17 protein-coding genes are annotated in these 15,009 nt (G+C 71.0%); 5 read left to right on the top strand and 12 right to left on the bottom strand.

Features of this window, described 5'->3' with window-relative positions:
• The first annotated feature begins 41 nt into the window (after positions 1–41).
• The 3 genes from NR792_RS23995 to trxA all read left to right on the top strand — a co-directional run bounded on the left by NR792_RS23995 (position 42) and on the right by trxA (position 2,066).
• Positions 42–1,163 carry a hypothetical protein gene (locus NR792_RS23995; RefSeq protein WP_375755004.1) on the top strand — a complete coding sequence of 374 codons (1,122 nt, stop codon included), beginning with the start codon at positions 42–44 and terminating at the stop codon, positions 1,161–1,163.
• Positions 1,164–1,349: 186 nt separating this feature from the next.
• Complete coding sequence (locus tag NR792_RS23990; RefSeq protein ID WP_375755003.1) at positions 1,350–1,673, top strand: FKBP-type peptidyl-prolyl cis-trans isomerase; 324 nt, start codon at positions 1,350–1,352, stop codon at positions 1,671–1,673.
• A gap of 9 nt (positions 1,674–1,682) precedes the next feature.
• On the top strand, positions 1,683–2,066 hold the full coding sequence (gene trxA, locus NR792_RS23985) for a thioredoxin (RefSeq protein WP_375755002.1): 384 nt from the start codon (positions 1,683–1,685) through the stop codon (positions 2,064–2,066).
• 38 nt (positions 2,067–2,104) lie between these two features.
• Here trxA and NR792_RS23980 read toward each other — a convergent pair whose 3' ends face one another.
• Entirely contained in the window at positions 2,105–2,992 is an 888-nt protein-coding gene (locus NR792_RS23980) for a hypothetical protein (RefSeq protein ID WP_375755001.1), read from the bottom strand.
• Positions 2,993–3,109: 117 nt separating this feature from the next.
• On the opposite strand from NR792_RS23980, the gene NR792_RS23975 reads away from it, so the two are divergent.
• Both NR792_RS23975 and NR792_RS23970 read left to right on the top strand, forming a co-directional pair.
• Entirely contained in the window at positions 3,110–5,734 is a 2,625-nt protein-coding gene (locus NR792_RS23975) for a TonB-dependent receptor domain-containing protein (protein ID WP_375755000.1), read from the top strand.
• Positions 5,731–6,543, top strand: coding sequence for a hypothetical protein (locus NR792_RS23970; RefSeq protein ID WP_375754999.1), 813 nt, complete (start codon positions 5,731–5,733; stop codon positions 6,541–6,543). The genes NR792_RS23975 and NR792_RS23970 overlap by 4 nt, the downstream gene beginning before the upstream one ends.
• Positions 6,544–6,562: 19 nt before the next feature.
• Here the strand turns inward: NR792_RS23970 and NR792_RS23965 are convergent, their stop codons facing one another.
• The 11 genes from NR792_RS23965 to NR792_RS23915 form a co-directional block, all read right to left on the bottom strand.
• Positions 6,563–7,099, bottom strand: coding sequence for a Uma2 family endonuclease (locus tag NR792_RS23965; RefSeq protein WP_375754998.1), 537 nt, complete (start codon positions 7,097–7,099; stop codon positions 6,563–6,565).
• 129 nt (positions 7,100–7,228) lie between these two features.
• Positions 7,229–8,203, bottom strand: coding sequence for an Ig-like domain-containing protein (locus NR792_RS23960; protein WP_375754997.1), 975 nt, complete (start codon positions 8,201–8,203; stop codon positions 7,229–7,231).
• Between the two features lie 138 nt (positions 8,204–8,341).
• Positions 8,342–9,082 (bottom strand): putative metal-binding motif-containing protein, encoded by a 741-nt coding sequence (locus tag NR792_RS23955; RefSeq protein ID WP_375754996.1) that lies wholly within the window; start codon positions 9,080–9,082, stop codon positions 8,342–8,344.
• 127 nt (positions 9,083–9,209) lie between these two features.
• Positions 9,210–9,851, bottom strand: coding sequence for a hypothetical protein (locus NR792_RS23950; protein WP_375754995.1), 642 nt, complete (start codon positions 9,849–9,851; stop codon positions 9,210–9,212).
• A 116-nt stretch (positions 9,852–9,967) separates the two neighbouring features.
• Entirely contained in the window at positions 9,968–10,564 is a 597-nt protein-coding gene (locus NR792_RS23945; protein ID WP_375754994.1) for a hypothetical protein, read from the bottom strand.
• A 44-nt stretch (positions 10,565–10,608) separates the two neighbouring features.
• Positions 10,609–11,304, bottom strand: coding sequence for a hypothetical protein (locus NR792_RS23940; RefSeq protein ID WP_375754993.1), 696 nt, complete (start codon positions 11,302–11,304; stop codon positions 10,609–10,611).
• A 427-nt stretch (positions 11,305–11,731) separates the two neighbouring features.
• Positions 11,732–12,271, bottom strand: a complete 540-nt coding sequence (locus NR792_RS23935) for a MarR family transcriptional regulator (protein ID WP_375754992.1) — start codon at positions 12,269–12,271, stop codon at positions 11,732–11,734.
• Between the two features lie 163 nt (positions 12,272–12,434).
• Entirely contained in the window at positions 12,435–13,070 is a 636-nt protein-coding gene (locus NR792_RS23930; protein ID WP_375754991.1) for an EcsC family protein, read from the bottom strand.
• Between the two features lie 42 nt (positions 13,071–13,112).
• Positions 13,113–13,553 (bottom strand): hypothetical protein, encoded by a 441-nt coding sequence (locus NR792_RS23925; protein ID WP_375754990.1) that lies wholly within the window; start codon positions 13,551–13,553, stop codon positions 13,113–13,115.
• A 120-nt stretch (positions 13,554–13,673) separates the two neighbouring features.
• Positions 13,674–14,066, bottom strand: coding sequence for an aspartate 1-decarboxylase (gene panD, locus NR792_RS23920; protein ID WP_014400194.1), 393 nt, complete (start codon positions 14,064–14,066; stop codon positions 13,674–13,676).
• A 94-nt stretch (positions 14,067–14,160) separates the two neighbouring features.
• Positions 14,161–15,003 (bottom strand): LEA type 2 family protein, encoded by an 843-nt coding sequence (locus NR792_RS23915; protein WP_375754989.1) that lies wholly within the window; start codon positions 15,001–15,003, stop codon positions 14,161–14,163.
• Between the last annotated feature and the right edge of the window lie 6 nt (positions 15,004–15,009).

Below are 15,009 nucleotides of genomic sequence, written 5' to 3'. Positions count from 1 at the left end.
ACGACAACCTTCATGTCAGTCAGTCGACGATGGAGGGTTGGATGAAAGCGAAGATTCTGGCGGGCGCCATCGCGGCGCTCATGTATGGGACGGGCGCGGGTGCGGCGGAGAAGGATTGCCCTCCAGGGCAGGCCGCGGTCCACAAGGACAAGGAACACAAGGACAAGCTGGCACAGTCCTCCACGGGCGAGGTCCAGGAGGAGGACCTCCTCATCGAGGAGGCGCCGGTCGATGAATCGCTTCAGGGAACGGGGGGCAGTGGTCAGTCCGGATCGTCGATGGAGGACCCCTCGCAGAGCAGCCAGGGCCTGAGCAGCCCCAGCGCGAGTGGCACCGGTGGCAGCGGCGCGGTCTACCTGAACATGCCGCTGCGCTGCGAGCCGGTGGATCAGTCGGGGACGGGTGGCAGCGGCATCATGCCGCAGAGCCAGCCGCTCACGCCGCCTCCCGCGGTCGAGCCTCCCGCGCCTCCGCCCGCCTCGAGCGGCGGCATGAGCCAGCAGGACAGCTCGCTGTCCGGCCAGGACGCCACGGGCGGCAGCGGCCTCACCTCGCCGCCTCCGGCCACGGACTTCCAGCCGTCCACGGCGGCCAATGAGGAGATCCAGCCGCTGGAGGTGGAGAAGAAGGACAAGAACGACAAGAGGGGCCTGACGCTCCTCATCGGTGGCGGTGTGGAAGGCTACACCGGCGCCCTGGCTCCGCAGATTGCCCCCGGCCCCTCCGCGGCCGTGACGGCGTCGCTCAAGCCGACGTCCGTGCTGGGCATCGAAGTGGGCTACTCCGGCGCCTTGAACAACATCAAGGACGCGGGCGCCGCGGGTGCGGATGACGGCCCGGACCTGGTGCGCAACGGCGGTCAGGCGGCCCTGACGCTGGCCGTGACGCCGACGGCGGTGCAGCCGTACCTGCTGGGCGGCATCGGCATCAGCAACTACCACTTCCGCGGCGGTGAGTCGCTCGGCTACAGCGACGACACCGTGGGCAACATCCCGGCGGGCGTGGGCGTGCGCGGCCACTTCGGCAGCTTCACCGCGGACCTGCGTGGCTACTACAACTTCCTGTTCGACAAGCAGTTCGCCCCGAACATCTCTCCGGGCGGCGATGACCTGTCGGGCGGCGGCAGCTACACCACCACGCTGAACGTGGGTGGCACGTTCTGACCTGAAGTTTGAAGTCACGGCCTCCATGGCAGGAGCTGGCGGCGGGGTCCCCGGAACCATCCGGAGCCCCGCCGTCACTTTTTTTATTCCGGCTTGGAGGGGCCGGGCATTCAGGGAGGCGGGAGGCTGCGCCCGGCGTTAGAGTGCGCATTTTTCCATGGCGGATTCCCGCCAAGGAGCCTTGGCATGAGCTTGAAGACGGAAGACGTGAAGGTCGGGACCGGCGTGGAAGCGGTCGCGGGCAAGCGGGTGACGGTGCACTACGTGGGCACGCTCACCGACGGCAAGAAGTTCGACAGCAGCCGGGACCGGGGGCAGGGCTTCACCTTCTCGCTGGGCGCGGGCCAGGTCATCCAGGGCTGGGACCAGGGCGTCGCGGGCATGAAGGTGGGCGGCATCCGCAAGCTCACCATCCCGCCGGAGCTGGGGTACGGCTCGCGCGGCGCGGCCGGTGTGATTCCCCCCAACGCCACCCTCCTTTTCGAGGTGGAGCTGTTGGACGTTCGTTAGGAGGTCATCATGGCGACGCTCGAAATCACGAAGGACAACTTCAAGGAGACGGTGGGCAAGGGCGGCATCGTCATCCTGGACTGGTGGGCGACCTGGTGCGGGCCCTGCAAGGCGTTCGAGCCCGTGTACAAGACCTCATCGGAGACCCATCAGGACATCGTCTTCGGGAAGATCGACGTCGACGCGCAGCCGGAGCTCGCGGGGGCCTTCGAGGTCCGCGCCATGCCCACGCTGATGGTGTTCCGTGACGGCATCCTGCTGTTCGACCAGCCGGGCGCGCTGCCCAAGGCGGCGCTGGAGGACCTCATCCGGCAGGTCCGTGCGCTGAACATGGACGACGTGCGGCGCGAGGTCGAAGCGCAGCGCGCCGCCAAGGAAGCGCCCAAGGCCTGACGCCTCCGCCGGGGCCTTCCCTTCACAAGGGGAAGGCCCTACGGCGCGGCGACGGTGCAGACGCCGCCGCCGTTGAGGTGTGCCTGATCCACGATGCTCTGGGTGACGAACTCCTGGAGCGTGCGCAGGGCGTAGGCGCCGGGCTGGTAGACGACCGGCTGGCCCTGGGCGTCGCGCAGCTCGCCGCCGCCCAGGCCGCGCAGGTCGAGCAGCTCCTGGGACGCCAGCCCCTCCGGCGTGATGGCGTGGTTCGCGTCCGCGGTGGCGGCGATGGCCTCGAAGCGCAGCTGCACGCCGCGGTGGGTGCCCAGCCGGTCATAGAACATGTGCTCGGCGTGGATGGTGACCTCGGCTTCCGCCACGGAGCCCTCCGGCACGACGAGGCCCTGCGTTCCGTCCACGCCGTTGATGCAGTCCACCATCCGCGCGTTGACGGGGAAGCCCATGCGGAAGGTGTAGAGGCCCAGGGCGGGGTCGCGGTTCTGCGCGCGGCCCTCCACGAAGTAGCTGAAGCCGCGCTCGCGCATCATCGCCAGGTCGTCGGCGGACACGGACGCGCCGGCCACGGTGCGCGCCTCTGGCGGGCTCACCCGGAAGGCCACCCCGTAGCGCCCGGCCTCCAGGCCGGTGAGGCCGGTGAGGGGCACGTCCCCCTTCTGCACGTCCACCAGCAGGTGCTCCGTCGTGGCGTGCACGTCGCCGGCCGCGGAGGTGAGGGTGACGTCGCCCAGGGACACCAGGTACTTCGTGAACTGCACGGACCAGCCGTCCTGGAAGAGGTGATCCGCGTAGCCGCGCTGCGTCCCGTCCCCGCCGCTCAACGTCACCCGGACGTCGCCTCGCGCCACGGCGTCGCCGCAGCCGGAGGCCCCCAGGCCCAGCGCGCCCACGAGCAGGCCCTGGATCCACTTGCTTCGTTGGTTCATGTATCCGGTTGGTATTTGTAACTATGTTGCAAGTCAAGTCTGGGTTGCGATATCCACGGAGGGCCGCCGGGAGGTCCGCCTGCGTCAGGTGGACCCCGCCGTCCGAGGTCGTTGCCCGTGTTCATCCCGACGCTGGTGCTCTGGCTGTTGAGCGCGTCGCCCGAAGTGCCCGTGACGCCCCCCGTGCCCGTGGAGGCGCCGCCGCCCGTGATGCCGGCGGGCGCCCCGCCATTGACGGAGGCCGTGCGGGTGCTGCTGCGGCTGACCATCGACGCCAGTGGAGAGGTGGCCCAGGTGGAGGTGAGGGAGCCCGGGGGCGAGGCCTTCGACCGGGCCGCGATGGCGGCGGCCCTGCGGTGGCGCTTCGAGCCCGCGCGCCGGGGGGAGGAACCGCTGGAGGTCCGGGTGGACGTGCCGGTGACGTTCGAGCCGGTGGCTGGCGCCGAGTCGCAAGCGGTGGGCGAAGCCGCTGATGCGCAGCGCTCCTTGACCGTGCGGCCTGAGTCCACGGGAGCGGAGCCGCGGACGCCCGCGGAGCCGTCCGCGGCGGGCCTGCCTCCTGCGCCCATGAGTGCGGAGGGCCCGACGTCGGAGCGGCCGGAGTTGCCTCCTGCGCCCCCGGACGCGGAAGCGCCTGCGCCCGCGAAGCAGGAGCCGCCCTCGTTCTCCACCACGGTGCGTGGGCAGGCCGCCGCGCCGCCTCCTGTCGCGGTGGGGGACTTCCACATCGCGGTGGGGCAGCTCGCGGACGTGCCACGCAACTCGGCGACGGACCTGATGCTGCTGGCGCCGGGCGTGATGCTCGCCAACCACGGCGGGGAAGGGCACGCGGAGACCGTCTACCTGCGCGGCTTCGACGCGGGGGAGGGCAAGGACGTGGAGATCCGCCTGGACGGCGTGCCCCTCAACGAGGTCTCCCAGTCGCACGGCCATGGCTACGCGGACACGTACTTCATCATCCCGGAGCTGGTGCGGTCGCTGCGCGTGACGGAGGGGCCCTACGACCCGTCCCAGGGCGACTTCGGCGTCGCGGGCACCGTGGAGTACCAGCTGGGGCTGGAGCAGCGGGGCATCACCGCGTCCGCCAGCTACGGCAGCTTCGCGTCGCGCCGGCTGTCCCTGGTGTGGGGTCCGCCCGAGTCCACCGCCGCCACCTTCGTCGGCGTGCTGCTGCGCCAGGGGCACGGCTTCGGCCCCAACCGCGCGTACGCGAACGCGGGCCTGATGGCCCAGACGGAGCTGCGCCTGGGGCCGGAGACGAAGCTGCGCCTGTTCGGCGCGAGCTATGCCGCGCGCTACGGCTCCGCGGGCGTGGTGCGGGAGACGGACGTCGTGGACGCGCGGCTGCCTTGCGACACGGACGCGGACTCGCAGTTCTTCTGCCTCTACGACCCCAACCAGGGCGGCGCGAGCCAGCGCCACATCGCCTCCGTGGAGCTGACATCCCGGCTGGAGCGCGGAGGCCGCTTCGTGCAGCAGGCCTTCGCCGTCGCCCGGCAGATGCGCAGCCGCGAGAACTTCACCGGCTTCCTCCAGGACACGCCCCCCATCGGCGAGGACCAGCGCGGCGACAACACGGAGCAGTCCTATCAGGGCACCACCGTGGGCCTGCGCGGACGCTACACGCCGGGCCTCACCTGGGCGGGACAACCCCAACCGTTGGAGCTGGGCTACGTGGCCCGCTACGACAACGTGCACACCCGCGCGCGGCGCCTGCGCGACAACGGCGGTGCGCCCTACGCCACCGTCTTCGACAACCAGGTGCGCGTGACGAACCTGGGCGCGTACCTGTCCCTGCGGGGCGCGCCGCTGGAGTGGCTCACGCTGCGAGGCGGCGTGCGGGTGGACACGTTCCTGTTCGGCGTGGAGGACCTGAACCGGCCGGCGGAGGATCGGCAGGGGGCTCGCATCCCGGAGGAGTCCGTGGAGGCCTACGGCTTCTTCGCCAGCCCCCGCGCCAGCGCGGAGGTGCGCCTGACGCCGAGCCTCACGTGGCTGACCAGCGCGGGGCTGGGGGCGCGCTCCAGCGACGCGGCGGGCCTGTCCGACGCGGAGTTCGCGCCGTACGCGCGGGTGACGTCCGGAGAGACGGGCCTGGGCTGGCGGTGGAATGACGGCCCGTCCTCGCTGGAGCTGCGGAGCGCCGTGTTCGCCACGCGCGTGTCGCAGGACCTGGTGTTCAGCGAGACGACGGGCCGCAACCAGCCCATCGGCCCGTCGCAGCGGCTGGGCGCGTTCGGCAGCGCGCGCTTCCAGTGGGAGCAACGCCTGGACGTGCAGGCGAGCCTCGCGTGGGCCCGCGCGACGCAGCCGCTGCCTGGAGCGTCGCCCTGGCGGCTGTGGGACGGCACGGTGCTGCCGTACATCCCGCAGGTGCTGGGCCGCGTGGACGCGTCGTGGCGGGGCACCGCCACCGTGGCCCGGCAGCCGGTGGGGTGGAGCGTGGCGTTGGGGCACAGCGCCATCGGGCCCAAGCCCCTGCCGCTGGACCGCTACAGCGAGCCCATCTTCCTCTTCGACGTGGCGGCCCGCGCGCGCTGGCGCGCCGTGGAGCTGGGCCTGTCGGTGGAGAACCTGCTGGACTCGCGCTGGCGGGAGTCCGAGTTCAACTACGTGTCCAACTTCCGTGGCCCCGACGCGCCCGCGTCCCTGCTGGCCACGCGCCACTTCTCCGCCGGTGCCCCTCGCACCGTGCGCGGAACCCTCACCGTGTACCTGGACCTCCAGGAGGACCGGCCATGATGCGTCCCACCCGTCGTGCCTTCACGTGGATGCTGGGAGGAGCGCTCGCGGCGGGCTGCGGCCTGTCCGGCACGGGAGGCCGGAGCATCACCTTCCGCATGGGCCTGCGCACGGCGTTCGCGCCCGGTGAGCCCACCGCCGGCACCTTCACCACCGACACCGGCTGGCGCGTGACGCTCACCACCGCGCGCCTGGTGCTGGGCCCCATCTACCTGTTCGAGAAGGCCTCGCCCCTCCAGCCCCAGGCCCTGCTGCGCCGCCTGGGGGACGTGCTGCTGCCCACCGCGCACGCGCATGAAGGCGACTTCTTCTCCGGAGGCCGCGTGCTGGGCGAGTGGGACCGCGAGGTCGTCTTCGATCTGCTCGCGGACGCGGGACAGGCGCGCGTGCTGGGGCGCTCCCCGGGCATCGCGGGCGTGGCGCGCTCGCTGTCGCTGCTGCTCCAGCCGCCTTCGAGTGCCCTGGGGGCGGAGGCGGACGTGATGGAAGGGCGCTCCCTGTTCCTGGAAGGCCTCGCGACCCAGGCGGAGGCGCGCGTGCCCTTCCGCGTCGCGATGGACTTCCCGCCCCCCGTGGAGCTTCAGCGCGTGGACTTCGTGCCCATCGAGGTGGACCTGGACGACGAGGGCCTCTTCGTCCTGGAGCCGCAGCCGCACCGCTGGTTCACCGGCGCGCGGTTCGAGCGGCTGACGGTGCCCGCGAATGGGGCGCCGGTGGACGTGGGGACGGACACGCAGGTGTACCGCGCGCTGAGCGTCAACGTGCGCCGCTTCGACGCGTTCACGGGCGCGTGGGAGCCCGCGGGGTGAGCCCGCGGGCGCGGGCCCTTCACTCCTGGGTCCAGAACGGCGACAGCTGCAGGTCCACGCGCTCGAAGGGTTCGACGCGCACCTGCTCCTCGCCGACGAAGGTCTTCACCAGCACCCAGCGCTCGTGCTCCTGGCGGAACACCTCCACCACCCGGTGCACGGGGTTGATGACCCAGGCGTTGCGGATGCCCGCGCGGGCGTAGCGCGGCAGCTTGGCGGCCAGGTCCAGCTTCGCGGTGGCGGGCGTCAGCACCTCGCAGATCCAATCCGGCACGCGGTCGATGAACGCACCGTCGGGCAGCGTCGGCGGCCGTCCGCCCATCCAGCCCGCGAGGTCCGGCACGAGCACGTCCTGGCCCAGGAGCAGCCGGGGCTCGGAGGTCCACCACCAGCCCTCCGGCGCGCGGCCCAGCAGCGGCGTCAGGCCCTGCTTGCGCGCGATGGGCGGCGAGGAGACGTAGAGGACGCCATCGAGCGCCTCGCCCACCAGGTAGTGGGGCAACGTCTGCACTTCCTCGTAAGGGGCGAGCGTCTTGCGGGTGGCGGCGTTGCGCATGCGGTGGGCCTCCGAGTCCGAGAGAGACCGTCACCGTAGCGGGCAGTATTTCCCGCGGCATTGGACCGCCAGGGCGGCCCACCTTGTCCTGGTGGACGCACGCCCTTCCCACGGGTCGTGTGGGGCTTGCTATTCACGCTCCAGCACGAACTGGATGTGCTCCGAGGCCACGGGGCCGAACTGGAACAGGTGGATCTGATCCCCCGGCTCCGACGTGAACTTCACCGTGTGCGTGATGCCGGCGCAGATGAAGCGCGCGGGGGCGAGCACCGACGCCACGTCCGTCCCCGCCGTGTCGTTGGTGACCTTCGTGGGCACCTGCTGGTTCAGGTAGAGCGTGACGTGCTCGGCGCTCTCCGCGTCGGAGATGAAGCCCGTGTAGCCGCCGAAGCCCGCCTCACCGGAGCGCAGGGTGACGTCGTAGAGCGCGTGGCCGGTGTGCGTGTCGGGCGGGAAGTCGAAGGGCGTGCGGCCCGCGGTGACGGCCTCCGGCGTGTTGACGAGCGTGTGCGTGCACGCGTGCTCCAGCGCCGGGTCGCGCTCGCCGGTGGTGAAGTCCAGCGAGGTGTCTGACAGCGCGAGTCCGGCCGCGTCCTTCAGCGCCTCCAGCGACAGAACGTAGTGCGTGGAGACCTCCAGCGGCCGGGTGCTCTCCTCCGTGCGCGGCACGGTGACGGTGAGCGTGCGCGCGTCCTCGGACCAGGCGCCGGTGAGGACGCGGGCGGGGACGGTGGCGTCCGTGCGGTCATGCAGCGTGACCTGGGCGGCGGACACATCCATGGGCTCGCTGAACGTGAGCGTCAGCACCTTGCGGAAGGCGATGACCGGCGTCTGCCCGGACGCGTCCAGGTACATCTCCAGCGGGTAGACGTCCGGCTCGCCCTCGGAGGGACGCGAGGCGGTGACGGTGGCGGTGGACGTGGGCGTGCCCGCGTCCGTACCAGCATCGCTGCCCGCGTCCGTACCGGCATCACTGCCCGCGTCCGTGCCGGCGTCCGTCGAGCTGCCCGCGTCCGGCGTGACGATGGGGTCGTCGTCATCGCAGCCGGTCAGCGTGAGGGCGGCACAGGTGGCGAACAGGAAGGTGGCGGAGGAGAGACGCATCGGGGGAGTCCTTCATGCGGTGGAGGACGCGCCGTCGAGCGTCCTTCGGGTGGAAAGGTCCACGCCGGAGCACCCTTCCGAGGTGAGGTGCTCCGGCGCGGGAGCGGACCTGCTCAGGCCCGCGTCAGGGGACTACCGTCAGCACTGCGACCCGTCGCAGTTGTCATCGACGCCGTTGCCACAGACTTCCGTGGCCCCCGGGTTGATGCTCGCCGCCGTGTCGTTGCAGTCGAAGCGCTGCGTCGTGTAGCCGGAGGGCGGCGTGCACGCGGTGTAGACGGACACGGAGCTGTTGCCGTAACCGTCGCTGTCCGTGTCCTGGTAGTAGCGCGTGCGCGTGTCGTTGAGGAACTCCGGCACCACGGTGACCGTGTTGCCGGACGCGGGGCCCGCCGCGAGGATGTACGTCGTGCCCGCCGTCAGGTCATGGACGGACACGTGGACGAGCGTGCAGCCGGAGGCCGACACGGTGTGCGACAGCGCGGCCGGAACCGTCGCGCTGGTGCTGCCGTTGACGACGGTGAAGGCCACGTTCTTCGTCCGGTAGAACGCGTAGGAGCCGGTCGTGGCCGGCACGTACGTGACCGAACCCTCGGCGCTGGACGGCAGCGTCAGGTCGTAGGCCTTGTGCTTCGTACTGATGGAGGGCGCGCTGGTGACGCGCGTGGCGCTCGCCGTGATGGCCACGTGGTCCGTGGGGCTGCCCGCGTGGGTGCACGCGTGCGAGGTGATGCTCGAGCCCAGCGACGTGCAGCCGGCCTCCAGCTCCTGCGAGTCCTGCGCCTCGAAGGAGGCCTCCGGCGCCTCCTCCATCGGTCCGCAGGCCGTGAGGCCGAGCGACAACAGCGCGCCCAGCGCGATGCGCTTCATCTTCAACATGGGTGCTTCCTTTCGGGATGCCGGGCGCGGCGGGGTGCCAGGCGGCCAGTGACCGCCGGTGCGCCCGGTGGCTCACTCATGCCGTAAATGCAACTTGGTTGCAATAATGGCCAGGCGATTCAGGCCGTCACTGGAGGTGCTCGATGACGAGCCCCAGCTCGGTGCTCGCGGTGGGGCCGAAGGTGACGGTGTACTGGACCTTGTCCGTCAGCTCGTAGCCGGCCATGTGCTTCAGGCCCTCGCAGAAGGCGCCGGTGGCCTGGGTGGCCACGGGCTCCACGACGCGCTCGCCCTCCTTCAGGGTGACGGCGATGTCGGGCGTGCTCAGGTAGAGGACGAAGTCTCCGGAGGCCCAGGCCTTGAAGCTGAAGGTCCCCACGGACTGGCCGTTCTCCGGGCGCAGCTTGACGGTGTAGTGCGTGTGGAAGTCATCCACGCGCGGCTGCCGCTCCGGGGACGCGGTGACGGTGGCGAAGGGGCCGTGGGTGACGTGGAAGCAGGCGTGCTCGCCGTTGTCTCCGAAGTCGAAGCCCTCGCGCGGCACGTAGTTCGGGTCCGTCACGCAGGACAGGCCCTGCTCGCTGGCCAGGTAGCCCCGGTCGCAGTGGCACCAGTCACCCTCGGACTCGCGGTGGATGTGGCCATGGGGAGCGCATGGGTCGCCCTGCTCCTGGGGCGTGCCGTCAGGGGCGGGCGGAGCGTCGCCACCACAGGCGGTCAGGGCCGCGAGGCCTCCGGCCAGGAGGAGTGCTGGAAACGGGATGCGCATGGGAGGGCTGCCTCATCGGAATCCGTGATGTAGATGCAACTGAGATACAAAAGTTTTCGGATGTTGGGAAGGCCCGTGGGCCTTGGAGGTGTCCACGGGCCTTCACTCACCCGGGGTTACTCCTCGGCGTGGTCGTGCCCCGTCTCCTCGACGATGAGGAGGAAGGTGGCGGGCTGGGGAACGATGGCCGCGAAGTCCACGCGGTAGTCGACGCCCCCTTCCAGGTCGGCCGTGACGGCGGTGCGCAGGCTGCCGCACACCTCCTGCGGGATGTTGTAGCGGCACTCCAGGCCGACTTCTTCATTCGTGGCCGCGTTGACGACGCGGACCGCGCGGTAGCCAGAGGTGAGGAAGGCGTACTCGGTGGACTCTTCCGGGGTGAAGATGACGGAGCCCGCGTAGCCGAGCGTCCACTGCTGGTAGGCGACGGCCGGCAGGGTGACGTTGTACGCGGTGTGCCCCACGCTCACGTCCACGAAGGACGGGCCGCCGAAGGGCGCGGCGGTGACGGACTCGAAGGGACCGTATTCGGCGTGGAAGCAGGAGTGCTCGGCGACCTCCGCCAGCTCCTCCGTGTCCTGGCAGGCGGCGAGCAGCTCCGACTGCTGGGTGACGGGGGCCTGCGGCTCCGGCGCTTGCGCCTCTTCGGTACCGCAACCGGCGAGCAGGAAGACGGCGCCAACGGCGAGCAGGGCCTGGGGATGCTTCAACATGATGGGGACTCCTTGGGTGGGTGCTGCGGGTGAGAGCGGGGGGGCTAGGAGCGGTCCGGGCGCAGGACGAGCCAGGGGACGCGCACCTCGCCCGAGGGGAGGCGCTCGGGCGGGAGCTGGAGGTGGGCGCTGTGCGCGCTCGGGGTCAGGCGGGAGGCGCGCTCCCAGGCGTCGCGGAAGGACGCCTCGTCCGGGAAGGTGACGCGCGTCACGCAGCCGGCGGCGTAGCAGTGGGGCGGCTCCGCCTGGATGGGCTGCACGTCCTGGGCGATGCGCGCGTGCCATGCGTCCAGCGCGGCGCGAGCGTCCTGCGTCCACGGCTCCGCGCTGTCACCGGACGCGGTGAGCTCCGCGAGCACCGCGTCACGGCGGGCCCCTGGATCCGGGTGGTCCGCGCGCAGGGCCCGCACCAGCCGCACGCGCGTGTCGGGCAGCACCCGCCGCGCGCGGTCCCGGAGCTCTGGCTGCGGAGGCCCCTTCACCTTCAGCGCCGCTTCGAGGAACGCCTCCGGCGACGGGCTCGCCAGCGGCTCGCTGAGGGTGGGCGCGGGCTCGCGGACGGGCGTGAGGGGAGGGGGCAGGGCCTCCACCCTCGGGAGAGGGGCCGGTGCCAGCTGGGGCACGCCGGGCGGGGCGGGGACCGGCTCGGCCTGGAGGTCCAGGGGCCGGTGGAGCCAGGCCACCGCGAGACACGACAACACGACGCCCGTGCCTCCGACACTCCAGACGATGCGGTTCATGGGGTCCCCTCTGGACGCACCTGTGGCGGTGCGCGCGCCACCTCGCCTTCCCGCGAGCGGCCCGCAATAAATGCCACCGGGAGTCACATGCAATCAAGTTGCATTTAAGGGGCGGTGTCCGGGGCTTGTCGTGCCGGCGGGTGTGTCACCCCGATTCCACGGGGCAGGGCTTTGCCTGGCGCCCCGTCATGCCAAAAGGGAGGTGCGTCACGTGCCCATGGGCGCGGACGACACCTCCCTCAACTGGCACGCGGTATGGGGAACGGCGGCGGAGCACACGCTGGAGGCGCAGGCCATCGACAGCGAGTCCCGCGAGCGGCGCGGACCGGGACGTCATCCTCGTGGGCGAGGACAACAGGGTCTGCACGCACGCGTCCTGGAGTCAGCTGAAGGCCGTGTCGCCCGCGGTGACGTGCGAGGTGGTCCGTCAGGCGGCCGAAGCCGCTAGAAGCTCGTCGGGGACGCCGGCCAGCTCCGCGTTCTCCTCGGCCACTTCCTCGGCGGTGCGCGCCTGGACGGTCAGGGCCTGCACCCAGAGTTCCAGGATGTCCATGAGCGCGCTGCGCGTCTCGCCCTGGAGCGGGGACAGGAGCTTCGCCATGCGCTCCTGCACCTGCGCGTTGAGCTCGTCCGTGAGCTCGCGGCCCGCGTCGGTGAGGCGCACGCGCACGCGTCGCCGGTCATGCCGCACGGAGCGCTCGCGGCGCACGAGGCCGCCCGCTTCCAGGCGATCCACCAGCCGGCTCAGGCGCGGCATGGCGAGTCCTCCCAGGCGCATGGCGAGCACGCCCACGGGCAGCAGGCTCTCCGCGCGCAGCCACCAGAGCGCCTGGAGCTCCATCGGCTCCCAGCGGGGATGGGACAGGGCGGCCAGGGGGCTCGCCAGCGAGCCGCAGCGGGCCGCGTCCACGAGGAGGTTCCGCCACCGCGCCACCTGCACGCGCACATCCACCGAGAGTTCCGTCATGCACCCCTCCGTGCCGTGGACCCGCGCCCGCGTCCGGCCCCGCGGGCATCGCTCCCGGCGTCCCGCGGGCTCCAAGGTCCCGCGAAGCACTCAACGGGAATACGTGACGGACATATCGCTCCGGTTTCTGACCGGATTTTCGCGGGCCCGCGACGGAGGCGCCTTACTCTCCGCTCGCCGCCTTGCGCTTCGCGCTGCGCGCCTTGGCGTGCGCCTTGTCGAAGCCTTCGTAGAAGCGCACGGCCTGCTCACCCACCATCTGGATGTGCTGGTTGTTGAGGTACGCCGTGATGGGCGCCGCGACCAGCGGCATCGCGCGGCCCAGCGTCGTCATGCCGCCCTTCGTGAGCAGCAGCGCCGCCAGCTTCCCCAGCACCTTGGGCCCGGAGCGGTGCAGCGGCCCCAGCCCGTTGGCGTAGCCGAACAGGTCCAGCAGCTCACCGCGCGCCCGGTCCGTCTTGAGGTTCGCCTTGTAGAGCGTGGCCACGTCCGTGAGCAGGATGATCTGCAGGTACGCCATGAACGTCAGGTCCGCCGGCAGCGAGATGAGCCCGAACACGCCGCTCACGCCGCCCACCATGCCCGCGAGGCTCTTCTTCTCATCCACCAGCCGCTGCGCCAGCTCCTTGGTCGTCGCGGACGGGTAGCGCTTCTCCAGCGCCGCCACGCGCACGCGCGCCCGGCCAATCTCCCCCTGGATGAGGTCCGACAGCCGCAGCGCCCCCAGCTTCTTCAGCTCCGCGGGGGTCAGCTTCTTCATGAAGCCCAGCCGCTCCGTCACGCCGTCGTAGAAGGCCATGTCCTCCTCCTTGTGGGCCGCGAGGCTCGCGGCCCGTCGTCTCTAGTAACCCCGTTCAGCCAGGTACAGGTCCACGAGCGCGCCCTCTTCGTACCAGGCGTGTCGCATCTCCGACTTGAACCACCGCGAGTCCGGACGCGCCGAGCGCACCTCCAGCTTCACCCGGTTGGGCCCCGTGTCGATGACCGCCGCGCGCGCCTTGCACGCCGCGCCCGGCTCCTCGCCGAAGCCACCCTCCAGGCACACCTCGTCCCCCACCGACAGGCGCCGGGCGTACTCCTGGGCCAGGTAGAGGGCGTCGTCACAGCCGCCGCGCACGGAGGCCTTCCCCAGCGCCGCGCAGCGGTCCTGGGCGGGCGCGCGGATGACCGGCACGTTGGAGACGAACGCGTCCTCCTCGTTGGGGTCGCGCTGATACGGGCCCACCTGCTTGCACCCTGCCACCGCCACCAGGACCGTCAGGCCCGCCCACGTCCACTTCATCGCGTCATCGCCTCCGGGACGCGCGTCGCCACGCCCCCCGCGCCTACAGGGAAAGGGCGGGAAGCATGGCAGACAGGGCTGGGAGCGGCAAAAGGTGCCGGAAGGACCCCGCGGGCGTCCCTACGCGATACGGCGCGCGGGCCCGGGGATTTCCTCGGTGACGCCAGGGACCGCCCGGTTCTTGCCGTCCACGAAGACGACGGTGGGCTTCCAGTTCGCGGCCTCCGCCTCCTCGACCTCCGCGAAGGTGGCCAGGATGACCAGGTCGCCCGGCTGGTTCAGGTGCGCGGCGGCGCCGTTGATGCAGATGACGCCGCTGCCGGACTCGCCCTCCAGGGCGTACGTCTCCAGGCGGGTGCCGCGCGTGACGTTCCACACCGCGACCTTCTCGAAGGGGAGGATGTCCGCCGCCTTCAGCAGGTCTTTGTCGATGGTCACCGAACCCTCGTAGTCGAGGTCGGCCTGGGTCACCGTCGCGCGGTGGATCTTGGACTTGAAGAGGATGCGGCGCATGGGGGGCCCTCGGGAAGCCGCGCAACCGTAACGGCTCCCCTGCCCGGGGACAACATCCCCGGTATCCCACCGCCTGCCCCCCTGCATGCCCTGCCTACTTCGTGAAGTTCACCAGCTGGCTCAGGTTCAGGGGCACGGACTGCTCGTCCGACGTCAGGTTGCCCGTCAGGCTCACCTGCGCGTTGCCGCCCGAGCGCAGGGCCATGGCCGCGGACGCGGCGCTCGCGAAGTTGATGGTGAGCGGCAGCGTCACCTGCTTCGTCCCGCTGCCGTCCAGCATGCCCAGGTTGCCCGTGGACAGGTTGCCCACGTTGGCGCCCGCCACCTTGAGCGCCCCGGTGATGCCCGCCACCGGCAGGGGGAAGGCGTTGCGGTTGGTGATGGCCAGGGGGAACTCCACCGTGGCCCCGCTGATGGTGACGTTGGTGATGCGCGGCGCCTGGAACTGCACCTGGGGAATCTTGGGGACGGGGAACGTGCCCTCCTTCTCCAGGGGGAACTTCAGCACGCCCAGCGGCGTCTGGATGCCCAGCGAGCCCTGCGCCCGGAAGGCCGCCACGTCCTTGTTGAGGAACGTGGTCACCACCGGCGCGACGTCCGCGAACTTCACGTTGGCGGGGAAGACAATCTGGCTCTTGCCGTTGGACTTGAGGTTCAGGCCCTCCTTCGGCTTGCCGGCCACCAGCTGCTTGCCCTCCACGAAGAAGGCGTAGTCCACCGACGCCAGCTTCAGGCCCAGGCTGTTGGGGTTGTCCAGCTCGTACACCAGGTCCACCGTGGCGTCGGACAGGGAGGCGTTCGCCAGCCGGGCCGTCTTGAACTTCAGCGTGGGCTTCTTGAAGGCGCCGTTGAGCAGGCTCTGCAGCGCCGCGCAGCCGGAGAGCGTGGTGAGCGACAGGGCGAAGAGGACCAGGAACGCGCGTTTCTGTTTCTTCATGGGCAT

The organism is Corallococcus exercitus (assembly GCF_042231735.1).
In the GTDB taxonomy this organism is placed as follows: Bacteria; Myxococcota; Myxococcia; order Myxococcales; family Myxococcaceae; genus Corallococcus; species Corallococcus exercitus_B.
Note: the sequence above shows the minus strand (reverse complement) of the source record. Positions and strands in the feature narration are given on the sequence as shown.